This window comes from Mesorhizobium sp. B3-1-7 (assembly GCF_006439385.1).
Classification (GTDB): Bacteria; Pseudomonadota; Alphaproteobacteria; order Rhizobiales; family Rhizobiaceae; genus Mesorhizobium.
In genome coordinates, this window is sequence record NZ_VFTL01000036.1 from 1 (window position 1) to 15,108 (window position 15,108).

12 protein-coding genes and 1 pseudogene are annotated in these 15,108 nt (G+C 65.6%); 11 read left to right on the forward strand and 2 right to left on the reverse strand.

Annotated features, from left to right (window positions below):
• Nucleotides 1-135: 135 nt before the first annotated feature.
• From FJ417_RS25710 to FJ417_RS25725, 3 genes are all read left to right on the forward strand, one after another.
• Entirely contained in the window at nucleotides 136-789 is a 654-nt protein-coding gene (locus FJ417_RS25710) for an alpha/beta family hydrolase (RefSeq protein ID WP_140785362.1), read from the forward strand.
• 173 nt (nucleotides 790-962) lie between these two features.
• Nucleotides 963-1,736 carry an exodeoxyribonuclease III gene (gene xth / locus FJ417_RS25715; RefSeq protein ID WP_140785363.1) on the forward strand — a complete coding sequence of 258 codons (774 nt, stop codon included), beginning with the start codon at nucleotides 963-965 and terminating at the stop codon, nucleotides 1,734-1,736.
• A 435-nt stretch (nucleotides 1,737-2,171) separates the two neighbouring features.
• The gene (locus tag FJ417_RS25725; protein WP_140785364.1) at nucleotides 2,172-3,353 is read left to right on the forward strand and encodes a hypothetical protein; all 1,182 of its coding nucleotides are present in this window, start codon (nucleotides 2,172-2,174) and stop codon (nucleotides 3,351-3,353) included.
• A 100-nt stretch (nucleotides 3,354-3,453) separates the two neighbouring features.
• On the opposite strand, the gene FJ417_RS25730 is transcribed toward FJ417_RS25725, so the two are convergent.
• Nucleotides 3,454-3,567, reverse strand: a complete 114-nt coding sequence (locus FJ417_RS25730) for a putative RiPP precursor (RefSeq protein WP_140645482.1) — start codon at nucleotides 3,565-3,567, stop codon at nucleotides 3,454-3,456.
• A 713-nt stretch (nucleotides 3,568-4,280) separates the two neighbouring features.
• On the opposite strand from FJ417_RS25730, the gene FJ417_RS25745 reads away from it, so the two are divergent.
• The 6 genes from FJ417_RS25745 to FJ417_RS25770 all read left to right on the forward strand — a co-directional run bounded on the left by FJ417_RS25745 (nucleotide 4,281) and on the right by FJ417_RS25770 (nucleotide 13,173).
• Complete coding sequence (locus FJ417_RS25745; protein ID WP_140785365.1) at nucleotides 4,281-5,846, forward strand: WD40 repeat domain-containing protein; 1,566 nt, start codon at nucleotides 4,281-4,283, stop codon at nucleotides 5,844-5,846.
• A gap of 146 nt (nucleotides 5,847-5,992) precedes the next feature.
• Complete coding sequence (locus FJ417_RS25750; protein WP_140785366.1) at nucleotides 5,993-7,366, forward strand: cytochrome c; 1,374 nt, start codon at nucleotides 5,993-5,995, stop codon at nucleotides 7,364-7,366.
• The gene (locus FJ417_RS25755; protein WP_140645487.1) at nucleotides 7,366-7,872 is read left to right on the forward strand and encodes a (2Fe-2S)-binding protein; all 507 of its coding nucleotides are present in this window, start codon (nucleotides 7,366-7,368) and stop codon (nucleotides 7,870-7,872) included. Before FJ417_RS25750 ends, FJ417_RS25755 begins: the two co-directional genes overlap by 1 nt.
• Nucleotides 7,872-10,121, forward strand: a complete 2,250-nt coding sequence (locus FJ417_RS25760; RefSeq protein ID WP_140785367.1) for a molybdopterin cofactor-binding domain-containing protein — start codon at nucleotides 7,872-7,874, stop codon at nucleotides 10,119-10,121. Before FJ417_RS25755 ends, FJ417_RS25760 begins: the two co-directional genes overlap by 1 nt.
• Nucleotides 10,122-10,245: 124 nt before the next feature.
• Nucleotides 10,246-12,249, forward strand: coding sequence for an amidase (locus FJ417_RS25765; RefSeq protein ID WP_140785368.1), 2,004 nt, complete (start codon nucleotides 10,246-10,248; stop codon nucleotides 12,247-12,249).
• A 93-nt stretch (nucleotides 12,250-12,342) separates the two neighbouring features.
• On the forward strand, nucleotides 12,343-13,173 hold the full coding sequence (locus FJ417_RS25770; protein WP_140785369.1) for a hypothetical protein: 831 nt from the start codon (nucleotides 12,343-12,345) through the stop codon (nucleotides 13,171-13,173).
• A 77-nt stretch (nucleotides 13,174-13,250) separates the two neighbouring features.
• Here the strand turns inward: FJ417_RS25770 and FJ417_RS25775 are convergent.
• Nucleotides 13,251-13,510 (reverse strand): annotated as a pseudogene (locus tag FJ417_RS25775) (MFS transporter); the annotation flags it as partial.
• Between the two features lie 103 nt (nucleotides 13,511-13,613).
• Between FJ417_RS25775 and FJ417_RS25780 the strand changes: the two are divergent.
• Entirely contained in the window at nucleotides 13,614-14,165 is a 552-nt protein-coding gene (locus FJ417_RS25780) for an isochorismatase family protein (protein WP_140645491.1), read from the forward strand.
• Nucleotides 14,166-14,268: 103 nt separating this feature from the next.
• A complete protein-coding gene (locus FJ417_RS25785) occupies nucleotides 14,269-14,724 on the forward strand; it encodes a GFA family protein (protein ID WP_140645492.1) in 456 nt (151 codons plus the stop codon).
• The last annotated feature ends 384 nt before the right edge of the window (nucleotides 14,725-15,108 follow it).

The window sequence follows — 15,108 nt, forward strand, 5'->3', positions numbered from 1 at the left end:
CATGAAGACAACTCCAGAACCGGCGGCCGCAAGAGGTTGAGAGGCCGGCGGGACAGCGCCCCCCTCTGTCCTGCCGGCCATCTCCCCCACAAGGGGGGAGATCAGCAGCTTCGCCGTCGCGCCGGGAACAATCCCATGACCACTTTCCTCTTCGACGGCTTCGACACCGCCCCCGTCACCATCCTTCTCGCCCACGGCGCCGGCGCGCCGATGGATTCGCCTTCCATGACGGCCACCGCCAAGGCGCTCGCAGCGGCGGGTTTCCAGGTCGCGCGCTTCGAATTCCACTACATGGCGGCGCGCCGCTACGGTCACCGCAAGCCGCCGCCGCGCGCCGAGACGGTGAACCCGGAATATGTGAAGGCGATCCTCGACCTGCGCGCCAAGGGCGTGACCGGCAACCTGATCATCGGCGGCAAGTCGATGGGCGGCCGCGTCGCTTCGATGGTCGCCGACGAGATGTACGCCAAGGGCGAGATCGCCGGCCTGGTCTGCCTTGGCTATCCATTCCATCCGCCCGCCAAACCGGAGCAATTGCGCACGAAGCATCTCGTCGACCTGAAAACGCCGACGCTGATCTTCCAGGGCACCCGCGATGAGTTCGGCACGAAGGACGAGGTCGCGGCCTACGGTCTTTCCCCGGCCATCGAGGTGGTTTGGCTGGAAGACGGCGATCATGATCTCAAGCCGCGCAAGGCGATCTCGGGTTTTTCGACGGCGGACCATTTGAAGACCGTGGCGGAGACGACAAAGGCGTGGGCGGAGCGTCCACATCGGTCGTCATCCTAGGGCGAAGCAAGGAGCGAAGCGACGCGCGCAGACCCTAGGATCCATTCCGTGACGTTAAAGCGTTGCAACGGTTCAGGATTTCGCTCCGCCGCGCTCCACGGCGAACGTCACGGAATGGATCCTCGGGTCAAGCCCGAGGATGACGAGGCGAGAGGCGCCTTCGGCATTCAAAAATGAAACTCGCCACCTTCAACATCAACAACATCAACAGCCGGCTGGAAAACCTCCTAGCTTGGCTCGCGCGCGCCAAACCCGACGTCGTCTGCCTGCAGGAGTTGAAGGCGCGCGACACGCAGTTTCCGCTGACCCGGCTCGCCAAAGCCGGCTATGGCGCGGTGTGGAAGGGCGAGCCGACCTGGAACGGCGTGGCGATCCTCGCGCGCGGCGCCGAGCCCGTCCTGACACGCGACGCGCTGCCCGGCGACGATGCCGATCGCCAGGCGCGCTACATCGAGGCGGCGGTCGACGGTGTCGTCATCGCCTGTCTCTATGCCCCCAACGGCAACCCGCGGCCGGGGCCGAAATTCGACTACAAGCTCGCCTGGCACGAGCGCTTCGCGGTGCATGCGGAGCAACTGCTCGACACCGGCCTGCCGGTGGTGCTGGCCGGCGACTTCAACATCGTGCCCGAGCCGCGCGACATCTATGCCACCCGCTCTTATGATGACAACGCGCTGGTGCAGCCCGAAAGCCGCGCCGCCTTTGCCGCGCTGATCGAGCAGGGCTGGACCGACGCGCTGCGCAAGGTTTTTCCCAGGCAAGAAAAACTCTACACCTTCTGGGATTATCGACGGAACCGCTGGCCGCGCGACGCGGGCCTGCGTCTCGACCACATATTGCTGTCGAAGAAGCTGGGGCGGAAACTGAAAGCGGCGGGCATCGACCGCGACGTGCGGGGAGGCGACAATCCCAGCGATCATGCGCCGGTTTGGGTGGAGTTAGGGTGAGAAAACAAAAAATCCCCGCCGTAGCGGGGATCGTTGAGAATCAAATCCTGGGTGCCCGATCATGGGGGCGGAGCGGGCGGAGGCGAGCCCGCCACAATCACGGAAAGCTTGCCCCTGCGGATCAAAACCGGCTTCTCGTAAGTCTTCTTCATGGGTTGCCCTCCAATACTCCAGCAGATGATCTCAGATGAGTGGTTTCTGTCAAGCATTCGACCAGAGCGGCCGTTCGACACCTGGGGAAAGCCTTCTGCTGGTAGAACCGTGGTCCAATAGTTTCGATAGCGCAGGCGTTCTCCTGCCGGCGTCTCAATCATGCGCCTTCCACAGCAACGACTTGCGGTGTTGGTGTCCAACGCTAATCTGCTGAAGAGTTGGAGGGGTACAATTTCATGCTCGTGGTCTTGAACACGTGTCTCCAGCCGTTGCCGCCTCGCAATGGCTGATACCATCCTCGTCGCCCTCATCTCCGCCGTCGTCGTTGCCGGCGCTGTAGCTCTCGTCGCGATCGCGCTGCGCTGGCGCCGCAAGCGCCGCAGGGCGCGCGGCAGCCCCAATCCGGCGGGCGACTATGCGTCGCGCGCAGCCTGGGGCGGCAGCCGCGGAGCGCTCAACTATTCGTCCTTCGTCTTCATGGATGTCGACGGCGACGGCAAGTTCGGACAGGCCGACCGGCCGATCGCTGGCATCGTGGTAAGGGCCTATGACGAAAAGGGCGCATTCCTCGCCGCGGTGCGAACCAACAATGGCGGCTTCGCCAATTTCGTCATGTCGGCGAAGAAACATCGGGCCGTCCTGCGCGCGCCCGGAACCTACCGGTTTTCGGTCTCGGTGCCGAAAGGCTGGCGCGTGAGCACCGGCAATGAGGATCAGTCGCTGCGCCTCGACACCATGCCCGGCGCGCCGTCAGGTCTCGCCGGCGAGGACTTGCCGAAGGCGGTCGGTCTCTCGCCAGGACGCTTCATTCGCGGCAGGACCGTGACCGAGGCGGCGCTTCAGGTCATGGGCAAGGGCAGGGTCCTGGAAACCAGAGCGCTACTGCCTGGCGACTTCCTTGTCGGTCTCTCCTCCGACGCCGACACGCTGACGATCTCTGGATCGGGTCTCGACCGTCGCCTGGCGCTTACCCCCTATCCGGCCGATCTCGGACTTTTGCGATCGGACGCGATCGCAGCCGATGCGGCACTCGAAACGGTCGACTTCGACGCTGTCACCGCCCTGCCTTTTCAGAAAATTCCCTGCGGCCATGCCGGTCTCGACTGGCGCAACCTGAACGCCCTGACGAGCCAGTACGTCAAGGACAGCGAGGGCTATCTCAACGGCAATCTCTCACGCGGCCGCGTTGCCTATACCAGCAGCGGCCATCCGGCGGAGTTTGCCGGCACGACACCCTTCGGCTTTCATTCGATTATGCTCACCGCCGCATGGCTGGCTTCGGAAGGCGAGGTCGCATTGGTCGAAAGCTGGCTCGATGACGAACTGGTCGCCAGCGACGAGATCGCGCTCTCGGCGTTGGCTCCGGTCCACTACGCACCGATGCTGAAGGCGGTGACGCGCGTGCGCATCTCCACGAAGCACTATTGGCAAGCTGTGCTGGACGGTTTGGTGCTGGTGCGCTGAACCCGCCGAAATTGCTCGACGGCGACCGAGTTGTGCGATCGTCAGGTCGAGATTGCCGGCGTCGGCCTTCGCGTATTGTCAAGAGCCCGGGGAGAACCGGTCAGATCACCGGCCCGGTTCCATTGATGGGACCTGAACCGGCGCCGTTGATTGCCGTGATGGCCGAAAGCTTGCCCTTCCTGGCGAAGGTTGGCTTCTCATAGACTTTCTTCATATTCCGAAGTCCCCGATTTGCCCAAAACTGCATGCCGGCCCACAAGTTGTCGGTCCAACATGCCAAGCCGGCATGCAGGCGTGTTCGATCGTAGGCCGATCAGTCCGTCGAAACCGGAGCGTTCGCGGTAACTGCCGAAAGCCTGCCCTTCCGGATGAGGTTGGGCTTCTCGTAGACCTTCTTCATAAAAAACCTCTCCAAACGCTCGCGCCAACCTGAGCAGCGCCTATGGCTGCTTCCCAGTCGGGCCTAACGATCGCTATTCCCGATGATCAACCCGGGAGGGGGTTGGAAGGGCTGTTCAATGCCGTGACTGTCGAAAGCTTGCCTTTGCGGACGAAGATAGGCTTCTCGTAAATCTTCTTCATGCTAATGGCTCTCCTGAAAATCCCCACCGGATAATGTCATAAGAGAGTTTCCTGTCAACCAATGCGAGTGGTTGAGTTCTTTATTCTTGGGGAGTGTGGCTTTCTGCTCACGCGACCGGCTTTCAACGAAGAGAAAGACCTCAACGCCTCGAGCTAGTCGGCGGGATATTGGTTCGCCGGTCGAGTAAAGTTGAAAAGCCGGCCGTCGTTGGGCGGAAGAGCGCGCCCCGAGGCCGAAGCAGATTAATCTTTCCTCGTGTGATGTCTTGCACTTAGCCTGGCAAGAAAGCTCGGCTAGGATGGCTGATGCGCCTTCCGCATTCAGGCGGGAGGAACGGGGGGTGGATGAGGCGATCGACCGACAGGCTGCTGGCGCTGGCGATGCTGATCGTCGGCATTGCCTGCTTCGCCAAGCTCTATCCGGCGTTGGGCGGCAAGCCGCTGGCGACGGCGCGGCTGGAAGTCTTCGGCGTGGCCGGCGTGTTGTCGGTCCTTGCCGGGCTGCTTTTCCTCGCCGGCCTGCTGCCGGGCGCCGCCAGGCACGATCCGGCCGCCCCCTTGTTCGGCCGCGACGCCGAGATCGCGCCGGCCGGCCATCCGCGGCTGCGCCGCGCAGCACTCGCTTTGCCGCTTTTGGCGCTGCTCGTCATCGTCGCCGACCAGTTCGGCCCGTGGCGGACGCAGCGGCCGGCCGGCGAACCGGCGAAGGAAGTCGCCACCGCGCCGGCGGAACCGGCGCCTCGGCCATCCGAGCCGGAGGCGAGCGCAAAACCGACCACGCCGGAGGCTAGCGCAAAGCCAACCGTGCCCGCATCCGCGCAGGAAGAAGTCGCGAAATCCGCGCCGCCGGCAGAGCCGGTTGCGGCTCCCGTTCCGCCGTCGCCGCCAGCCATCGCGCCGCAGCCTGCCCAACCGGCACAGCCCACCGAGCAGACGGCGCTCGCGCCCGCAACGCCGCCACAGATAGTGGCGCCGCCTCCACTGGCGCCTCCGGCCCAGCCGACCGCGCCCGAAGGCCACCGCGACGCCGTCGTCTGGCTGGCGGTGTCGGCCGACGGCCACGAGATCATGAGCGCAAGCACCGACCGCATGATCAAGCTCTGGGACATCGACGGCAAGCGGCTGATCCGCGATCTCGGCATCCACAAGGACATGGCGCGCAGCGCGCTTTTCATGCCCGACGGCAAGACCGCGCTGACCGCCGGCGACGACGGCGAGATCGTGCTGTGCCAGCTATCCGACGGCACGGTGCTGCACGTCTTCTCCTCAGGGGCGAACGGCGGGGTCAGGCAATTGAAGGTCAGCCAGGACGGCAAGCTCGCCGTCAGCGGCCACGACACCGGTTCTGTCGTCGTCTGGGACCTGGAGAAGGGGACGGTGTCGCATGTGCTGCCGGGCCACGACTGGTCGGTGAGCTCCGTCGCCATCTCGCCTGACGGCACCAGGGCGCTCACGGGCAGCATCGACGGCGAGCTGAAGCTCTGGGATATCGTTTCGGGCAAGCAACTGCGCAGCTGGCACGGCCACGACCGCGGCGCCTATGGCGCGGTCTTCCTGGCCGACGGCCACCACGCGGTGACCGGCAGCGGCGACTACACGATAAAACTCTGGGACCTCGACAGCTTCAGGGAAGTGCGACGTTTCGAGGGCCATTCCGGCACGGTCTACGCGCTGGCCCTGTCGGCCGACGGCAAGCGGCTCGGCTCCGTCTCGCTCGACGGCACGGCACGGATCTGGAATATGGACACCGGCGCCGAGATCGCCGAGTTCGATCCCGGCACCGGCCCCATGTATTCTGTCGCCTTCGCCGCCGATGGCACGCTTTTGACCGGCGGCATCGACCGCACCATTCGCGACTGGCCGGCGGTGGGAGGCGACGGCACGGTGCTGTTTGCCGGGGCGCCGGAGTAGGCGGAAGCGATTGGCGGCGGCGGTCGAGCGCGTGATCCCCTCGGGGGAGATCGGCTGTCATTGACAGTCCGCTGATCGAGCCTAGTTCATCCCGGTGACGGCATGGCCGGCTGCATAGTGCCGAGCCCTCTGCAAGGAGTACCTCCTTGAAACGCTTCTGGACCGGCGTTCTCATCCTCATTGTAGTCTGCCTGGCGGGTTTCGCCGCCTATGCCTGGAAGCCGGCGATCGATCCGATCGAACCGCCGCAACGCGCCTCCTTCGACCAGGCGCTGATCGTGAAGGGGGCGGTGCTCGCTTCGGTCGGCAACTGCACGGCCTGCCATACCAAGCCCGGCGGAAAGTCCTTCGCCGGCGGGCTGGCGGTGCCGACGCCATTCGGTACCATCTATTCCACCAACATCACGCCGGACCCCAAGACCGGTATCGGGCGCTGGTCGGAAGCTGCCTTCAGCCGGGCGATGCGGGAAGGCGTCGAGCGCGACGGCGATCACCTTTATCCGGCCTTCCCGTTCGACCATTTCACGCTGGTCTCCGACGAGGACAACAAGGCGCTCTATGCCTATCTGATGACGCGGCATGCCGTCGAGAATCGACCTCCCGCCAATGAGCTGCCGTTCCCGCTCAACCTGCGCTTCGTGCTGGCGGGCTGGAAGCTGCTGTTCTTCGACAAGGGCGCCTATCGCGAGGATGCCGCGCAGAGCGCCGAGTGGAACCGCGGCGCCTATCTCGTCGAAGGGCTTGGCCATTGCGGCGCCTGCCACACGCCGCGCAACCTGCTGGGCGCCGAGCGGAAAGGCGCGCATCTGGCAGGCGGCGAAGCGGAGGGCTGGGATGCCTTCGCGCTCGACAGATCGTCCTCCGCGCCAATCCCATGGACGCATGACAGTTTCTTTGCCTATCTACGCCAGGGCTGGCATGCCGATCACGGCGTGGCCAACGGACCGATGGCCGAGGTCGCCGGCAATCTCGGCCGACTGCCGGATTCCGACATCAGCGCCATCGCCACTTACCTGGTCTCCCAAATGGGCGAGCCGACGCCGGAGCGCGCGGCGGCAGCCGAGGACATCCGCAAGAAGCTTTCGATCGACCAGGGTGGCACGCCGATACCGGCCAGCGCCACCACCGGCAGCCCGACCAGCCGCGGCGGCGCGATTTACCAGGCGGCCTGCGCCACCTGCCATGACGGCAGCCGCCCGCAGCCCTTCGGCGGCATCAATTTCCATCTCTCCAGCACGATCGCCGCGCGCGATCCTCAAAATGCAATCAACGTCGTGCTCTTTGGCCTGCCGGCGGCGAGCGGCCGGGAGAGCCCGATCATGCCGGGCTTCGCCGCGACGCTGACCGACGATCAGGTGGCGGACCTGCTCGGCTATCTGCGCGAGGCCTATGCCCAGAAGCCGGCATGGGCGGACGCGAAAGCGAAGACCGCCGACACCAGGAGCGGCAAATACCGGGTCAGCGTCCGGCCTTCGGACGGCATCGAGCGCAGCCCGGACAATGTGGGAGCCAAGGACTGATGGTCAAGCTCAACGTCAATGGCACGTCACATGACGTCGACGTCGATCCGGCGACGCCGCTGCTCTATGTGCTGCGCAACGATCTGAAGCTCAACGGAGCAAAGTTCGGTTGCGGCCTCGGCCAGTGCGGCGCCTGCACGGTGATGGTCGACGGCAAGGCGGTCTTTTCCTGCCTGACGCCGGCCATGCTGGTCGAGGGGCGCGAGATCAAGACGGTCGAGGGCCTTGGCACCATCGACGATCCCGGCCCGATGCAAAAAGCTTTCATCGAACAACAGGCGGCGCAATGCGGCTATTGCATTGCCGGCATGATGATGCGGGCGCAGGCGCTGCTCGAGGCAAAGCCCGATGCCGCCGACGCCGACATCAGGCAGGCGCTGGAGCCCAATCTCTGTCGCTGCGGCACGCATATGCGCATCCTTCGGGCCGTGGCCCGCGCCCGCGACCTGATGCGGGGCAAGTCCGCCGGCAACGTGGCGCCGGCAGCCGCCACCGGGAGGGGATGATGAACGCACCGAACCTGCTTCCCGATGTCACCCGCCGCGGCTTCCTGGCGGGAGCCGGCGCGCTGGTCGTATCCTTCGCCATCCCCGCCGAGGCGCAGCAGGGCGAGGTACCGAGCGCGCCCGGCGCCCAGACGGCGAAACCCGAATTGCCCGGCAGTCTGGCTGATACGCCCTCGCTCGACGCTTGGATCCGCATCGACGCCGACGGTTCGATCACCGTCTTCACCGGCAAGGCCGAGCTTGGCCAGGGCACCAAGACGTCGCTGCGCCAGATCGCGGCCGAGGAGCTCGAGGTCGAGCCGGCGGCGATCAAACTGATCACCGCCGACACCGCGCTGACGCCGAATGAAGGCTACACCGCCGGCAGCCAGACGATCCAGAATTCAGGCACCGCCATCCGCTATGCTTCGGCACAGGCGCGGCAGATCCTGATCGCCAAGGCCAGCGAAAAGTTCGGCGCGCCGGTCGAGGCGCTGAAGGCTGAGGCGGGAGCGGTCGTCGGCCCGAACGGCGCCAAGGCCGGTTATGGCGAACTGGTCTCGGCCGATTTCCTTCATGTCGATGCGGCGGCGGATACCAGGCTCAAGCCGCCGGCAGCCTATCGCGCGATCGGCAAGCCTTTCGCGCGGGTCGACATCCCGGCCAAGGTCACCGGCGGCGAGGCCTATGTCCAGGACATGCGCCCGCCGGGCATGGTTCATGCCCGCGTCGTGCGGCCGCCGAGCTACGGCGCGAAGCTCGCCGACTTCCCCGATGTCGCGGTCAAGGCGATGCCTGGCGTGATCGCCGTGGTGCGCGACGGTGATTTCCTCGCCGTGGTCGCCGAGCAGGAGTTCCAGGCCGTGAAGGCCATGCGCGCCATGGCCGTCGTCGCGAAGTGGCAGGAGCAGCCTGCGCTTCCCGACCCCAACGATATTTCGGCTTTCCTGGAAAAGGCCGTGTCGAAAGTCGGCACGGTGACCTCCGTCGGCGCCGACAGCGCGCCGGGCGCCAGGACGCTCCAGGCGCAATTCACGCGCGCCTACCAGATGCACGGCTCTATCGGTCCATCGAGCGCGGTGGCCATGCTCGACAATGGCCTGACGACGGTCTGGACGCATACGCAAGGCGTCTATCCCGATCGCAAGGCGATCGCCCAGATGCTCGGCGTGCCGCAGGAGAAGGTGCGCTGCATCCACACCGAGGGCTCGGGCTGCTACGGCCACAACGGCGCCGACGATGCGGCGGCCGACGCCGCGCTGATCGCGCAGAAAGTGTCGGGCAAGCCGGTGCGCGTGCAATGGATGCGCGACCAGGAGCATCTATGGGAGCCATACGGACCGGCGATGCTGACCAGGGCGAGTGCCACGCTCGACCAGAACGGCAACATCGTGAACTGGCACTACGACCTGTGGAGCAACAACCATGGCACGCGGCCGGGTTCCGCCGGATCGCTGATCGCCGGCAGGCTGATGGAACGGCATTTCCCGCCCGATCCCGCCGAGCTGCAAATCTCTCCGCTCGGCAATGGCGACCGCAACGCGATCCCGCTCTATGACGTGCCCAACCAGCGCGTGAATTGGCATTTCGTCGCCGACATGCCGGTGCGCGTGTCCGCGCTGCGCGGCCTCGGCGCCTATTGTAACGTCTTCTCCATCGAAAGCTTCATGGACGAGTTGGCGGTGGCGGCGAACGCCGATCCGGTCGAATACCGCCTGCGCCACCTGAAAGACCCGCGCGCCAAAAAGGTAATCGAGGTCGCGGCGCAAAAATTCGGCTGGTCGAGGGATGCTTTGCCGGAAGGCCGGGGCAGGGGTTTCGCCTTCGCCAAATACAAGAACCACGCCGCTTATCTGGCCCTTGCGCTGGAGGCCGATGTCGACAGCGACAGCGGCGCGATCAAGGTGTTGCGCGTCGTTGCGGCGGTCGATTGCGGGGAGGCCGTCGCCCCGGATTCGATTATCAACCAGACCGAAGGCGGCATATTGCAGTCGATGAGCTGGACGCTTTACGAGGCCGTGCATTTCGATCGAACGCGCATCTTGAGTCCGGACTGGTCAACCTATCCGATCCTGCGCTTCAGCGCGGTGCCCGACAATATCGAGGTGCAAGTCGTCGATAATCCCGGCACGCCTTATCTCGGCGTCGCCGAAGCCGCACAGGGCCCTACCGCTGGCGCCATCGCCAACGCATTCCGGAATGCGACCGGCAAGCGCATATACGATCTGCCTTACACGCGAGAGAGGGTGAAGGACGTGCTGGGGGTTTAGGGCGCTTAATCTCCCCTCGAGGAAGATGTCGCCGAAGGGGACAGGGGAGTTCACTGTACAAGTTACGTGCGCGCCGTCATCCTAGGTGGATAGACAAACCTACCAGTCAGCGTCCCGTCCCATCATGCTCAACCTCCACCTCGTCGAAGCCTCGATCGCCGACCTGCGCAGCGGGCTGGAAGACGGCACCGTCACCAGCGTCGAGCTGGTCGGTGCCTATCTCAACCGCATTGCGCATTACGACCGCCACGGCATCGCGCTGAACGCGATCCCCATCCTCAACCCGAACATGTTCGAGGAGGCGGAAGCTTCGGACCGGCGCCGCCGCGAGGGCAGAACGCTTGGGCGGCTCGACGGCATCCCTTACACCGCCAAGGACAGCTACAAGGCCAAGGGCCTGACAGTCGCCGCCGGCTCGCCCGCCTTCGAGCATCTCGTCGCCGGCGAGGACGCCTTCACCATCGCCAGGCTGCGCGCCGCCGGCGCGGTATTGATCGGCCTCACCAACATGCCGCCGATGGCCAATGGTGGCATGCAGCGCGGCGTCTATGGCCGCGCCGAGAGCCCGTACAACAAGGACTTCCTCACCGCCGCTTTCGCTTCCGGCTCGTCCAACGGCTCGGGCACGGCGACCGCCGCGTCCTTCGCCGCCTTCGGCCTCGGCGAGGAAACCTGGTCGTCCGGTCGCGCGCCCGCTTCCAACAACGCGCTGGTCGCCTACACGCCATCGCGCGGCGTGATTTCGGTGCGCGGCAACTGGCCTCTCGTGCCAACCATGGATGTGGTGGTGCCGCACACGCGGACCATTCCCGACATGCTGGAGCTGCTCGACGTGATCGTCGCCGACGATGCCGAGACGCGCGGCGATTTCTGGCGCGTGCAGCCCTGGGTGGCGATTCCGAAAACATCGGCGCTGCGGCCGGCGAGCTACGCCGCGCTTCCGCTGCAAGGCGCGCTGAAGGGCAAACGCCTCGGCGTGCCGAAAATGTATATCGGCAAGGATGATGGCGCCGACCGCCCGATCGAGACGCGCGCCTCGGTGCTGGAGCTTTGGCGTCAGGCAGCGCGCGATCTCGAAGCGCTCGGTGCTGAAGTGGTCGAGGTCGATTTCCCCGTCGTCACCAACTACGAGCGCGACCGTCCGGGCGTGCTGTCGATGGTCGACCGTGGCCTTGTGCCGGCTGAATTCGCCGAGCGCGAGATCTGGGACCTATCCATCTGGTCCTGGGACGATTTCCTACGCGCCAATGCCGATCCCGCGATCCCCGATCTTGCTTCGGTCGACGGCGCAAAGATCTTCCCGCAGCCGCCGGGCACCTTGCGCGACCGTTATGGCGAGGTCGATTTCGATCTGGCGCGGTATGTCGAGCGGGCGAAGCAGGGCGTGGCGCCGCTCGAGGGCATTCCCACCATCGAGGCCGGATTGAAAGGCCTGGAGACAACGCGCCGTATCGATTTCGAGGGCTGGCTCGATGCCAACCGCCTCGACGCCGTGGTGCTGCCGGCGGTCGCCGATGTCGGTCCGGCCGATGCCGACGTCGACGAGGCTTCCGCACGGCTTGCCTGGCGCAACGGCACCTGGGTCGCCAACGGCAATCTCGTGTGGCGCCATCTCGGCATCCCGACCGTGACGGTGCCGATGGGAACGATGGCCGATATCGGTATGCCGGTCGGCCTCACCTTCGCCGGCAAGGCTTATGACGACGTGGCGTTGCTGACCATCGCCGGCGACTATGAGCGGGCCACCAGACGCCGCACCGTTCCGCCGCGCACGCCGGCGCTGGCCGGCGATCTGTTCGAGGGCAGGGGCGCGGCTGCCGGCGATGCGCCGCTCACGCTGGGGCTGACCGCCGAGACGACGCGCTCCGGCGACACCGACGAGATCGCGATCGTGTTGGACGTCGGCGCGGACGAGCCGGCCGCGGTCAAGGTTCACGTCAATGGCGAGCCTGTCGTCATGCGGGCGGAGGGCAACCGCCAGACCGGTCGGGTGGTCGTGCCGGTATCGACGCATCAGGGCTTCCACAGCGTCTGGCGCGGCGCCTATGGCTCGATCGTCACGGCCATCGCGCGCCTGCCCGACGGGCACTGTAAGGGAACCTTCACGATCACTGGCGGGATCGGGTGACAGGCCACCACCGATCTGGCAGAGTGACCTTAAGAGGCCGGGCTGGTCCGTTGTGTTTACTGCTCGGAGGGGGATTTGTACGCTGGCGGCTCAGTGCGATTGCATGCCGGAGTTCGGTTCAGGCTGATCCGCATCGTCGTGGCATTGGCGGGACTTGCCGTGGTGCTCGACGGCTGCGCCAATCCCAAGGTCATCGAAAGCGCCGTGCCCCAGGCTGCCGCGCCGAAAGCCGCAACACCGAAGCCTGCCAAAGTGGCCGTCGCCTCGCCGGCCGCCTCACCAGCGGTGGCGCCCGTTGTCGCGTCCCGGCCGTCCTGCACCGACCAGTGGAAATCCCACGGGCATACCACCCAGCCGGAGGCGCAGGCTTTCGCGAAAAACTGCCTCGCGGGGCAGGGCGCGCTGACAAAAATGGTCGATCATAAGACCGTGACGCGCAAGCTGGCCTACCTGATCGATGCCGAAAAGCCGCTGAGCGGTCTCGAGCCTTCCGACATAGGGGTTTTCTGCCCCGGCTATCTGCGCCAGGACCGCGGCGGCCGCGCCGTGTTCTGGCGTACGCTGCTTGCCGACCTGGTCAGCGCGGAATCCGTCAACAGCAGCTCCGCCGCCTATTGGGAAGAGGACCAGGACCAGTATTCGATCGGCCTGCTGCAATTGTCGCTTTCGGACGAGCAGAGATACCATTGCGGCTTCAAGTCGGAGGTCGACATCACCGATCCCGACCGCAACCTTGCCTGCGGCGTCAAGATCGTGACGATGCTGGTCGGCGCCGACGGTGCGCTCGGCGGTGGCCAGGGCACTGAAATGAAGGGCATCGGCGCCTACTGGCAGAATTTGCGCCGGCCTTCGGAAATGCGCGGCAAGCTGATCGCCGCCACCCGCGCGATTCCGCAATGCGTGGCCGACCCGAGGAATGCCTAGGCGGATAGCAGGACGATTGGCGGCACAGACCGACGAGGCGCGTTATCTCCCCTCTTGTGGGGGAGAAGGATGCGGCGCTACTCCAGCCAGTCCACCACTAGCGCCATCACACCGAACACCGCGCCGGCCGCGCACACCGCGTTCCAGCCGCCCCAGGCCCAGGCAATGCCGGCCAGCAGCGAGCCGATCGCGCCGCCGATGAAGAAGATGCCGACGAACAGCCCGTTGATGCGGCCACGTGCCTTCGGCTGCAAAAGATTGACGGCACGGCGGCCCAGCGTCTGCTCGCCGACGACGCCGATATCGAGCAGCACCGCGCTTGCCCTATCAGCACCAACGGCAGCCATGCGCCACCGGCCTCGACGGCCCCGGCCGTGGATGGTGCGTTTCGGCCCTGTCTTGTTCTTGACCCATCCCCCACCCACGCTATCTTCGCCGCCATGCCAGAGACCGCCCCCTCCGCCGCTGCGCCGCTGATCGTCATCGATCTGCAGACCAACATGTTCGACGGCCGTTTCGAGCCGCCGATCCACGACGCCGACACGATCGCCGAGCGCGCCCGCAGGCTGATCGACTGGGCGCGGCGTTCCGGCCGCAAGGTGGCGTTCATCCGCCATGACGGGCCGGAGGGCGACCCGCTGGCGCCGGGCGCTTCCGGCTGGCCGGTATGGCCGCTGCTCGGCCAGGCCGCCGACGAACCGACCTTCGGCAAAAGCGTCGGCAACGCCTTCTCCAACCCAGACCTCGCCGAATGGGTGGCGGGGCAGGGTGCTGACGACGTCGTGCTTCTTGGCGCCCAGACCGATTTCTGCGTCGCCGCTACCGTGAAGGGAGCCTTCGCCGAGGGGCTTGGGGTCACCGTGGTCTCCGACGCGCATTCGACGCTGGATTCACTGAAGGAGAAGGCGCCCGATATCATCGCTCGCCACAACGAGGCCTTCGAGGGGCAGGGCGCGCGGATGACGACCACGGCGGAGCTGGTTGGGAGTTGAGCGCTTTCTTCCTTCTCCCCTTGTGGAGCACCCCTATCCGTGGCCTTCGGCGACACCTTCTCCCGCAAGGGGAAAAGGAATAACCCAACCCAAGGAGCCTATCTTGCCCACCCTCGATCTTCCCGCCGAAGGCGGCTGCCGCTGCGGCCGCGTGCGCCTGAAGATTTCGGCAAAGCCGCTGCTCACCATGGCCTGCCATTGCACCGGCTGCCAGTCGATGTCGTCCAGCGCCTATTCGCTGAGCGCGGCGATCCCCTCGGAAGGTTTCGAGGTGACCAAGGGCGAGCCGGTGGTCGGCGGCCTGCATGGCGCATCGAAACACTATTTCTGCGGCTATTGCATGACCTGGATGTTCACCCGACCGGAAGGGATCGACTGGTTCGTCAACCTGCGCCCGACCATGCTCGACGAGCATGCCTGGTTCGCGCCCTTCATCGAGACCTGGACCAGTGAGAAATTGCCCTGGGCGACGACATCGGCCGCGCACAGCTACCAAGCGCTGCCGTCCTTCGAGGAATATGAGCCGCTGGTCGCCGAATACGCCGGCACGCAAGGCTGACCAAAAGCGGGGCCGGTCAAAAAAGCGGCGAGGTCGCCGTTGCCATTTCCGTTCATGGTCGACGCGGCCGTTGGGGGCGCATTGTTGGGGATGTGCTTGGGCGTCCGCGTCGACCACGGCGGCCTCATACCGCAGACTGCACCATGGCACATTTGCCGCCCGCTGAAACTTCCGCGAAAACGGTATATGGCGGCTCTTCCCTTCTCCCCTTTTTGGGAGAAGGTGGCCGAGCGAAGCTCGGACGGATGAGGAGTGTTCCAGCTTGGCGATATCGCTTGCTCAGCCGTGGCCGTGCGGCCCTCACCGGCGCCTCATTCCTTCCAGCAACCGTCTCGGCGCTGCGCGCCGATCCGCTTTCTCCCACAAGGGGCCCGCAAGGGGGAG

Excerpts from the sequence above, each read along its gene's own strand:
- FJ417_RS25730 (WP_140645482.1), bottom strand. The coding sequence starts at position 3,567 with ATGAAGAAAGTCTATGAGAAGCCAACCTTCGCCAGGAAGGGCAAGCTT.
- xth (WP_140785363.1), top strand. The coding sequence starts at position 963 with ATGAAACTCGCCACCTTCAACATCAACAACATCAACAGCCGGCTGGAA.
- FJ417_RS25760 (WP_140785367.1), top strand. The coding sequence starts at position 7,872 with ATGAACGCACCGAACCTGCTTCCCGATGTCACCCGCCGCGGCTTCCTG.
- FJ417_RS25710 (WP_140785362.1), top strand. The coding sequence starts at position 136 with ATGACCACTTTCCTCTTCGACGGCTTCGACACCGCCCCCGTCACCATC.
- FJ417_RS25780 (WP_140645491.1), top strand. The coding sequence starts at position 13,614 with ATGCCAGAGACCGCCCCCTCCGCCGCTGCGCCGCTGATCGTCATCGAT.
- FJ417_RS25725 (WP_140785364.1), top strand. The coding sequence starts at position 2,172 with ATGGCTGATACCATCCTCGTCGCCCTCATCTCCGCCGTCGTCGTTGCC.
- FJ417_RS25745 (WP_140785365.1), top strand. The coding sequence starts at position 4,281 with ATGAGGCGATCGACCGACAGGCTGCTGGCGCTGGCGATGCTGATCGTC.
- FJ417_RS25765 (WP_140785368.1), top strand. The coding sequence starts at position 10,246 with ATGCTCAACCTCCACCTCGTCGAAGCCTCGATCGCCGACCTGCGCAGC.
- FJ417_RS25755 (WP_140645487.1), top strand. The coding sequence starts at position 7,366 with ATGGTCAAGCTCAACGTCAATGGCACGTCACATGACGTCGACGTCGAT.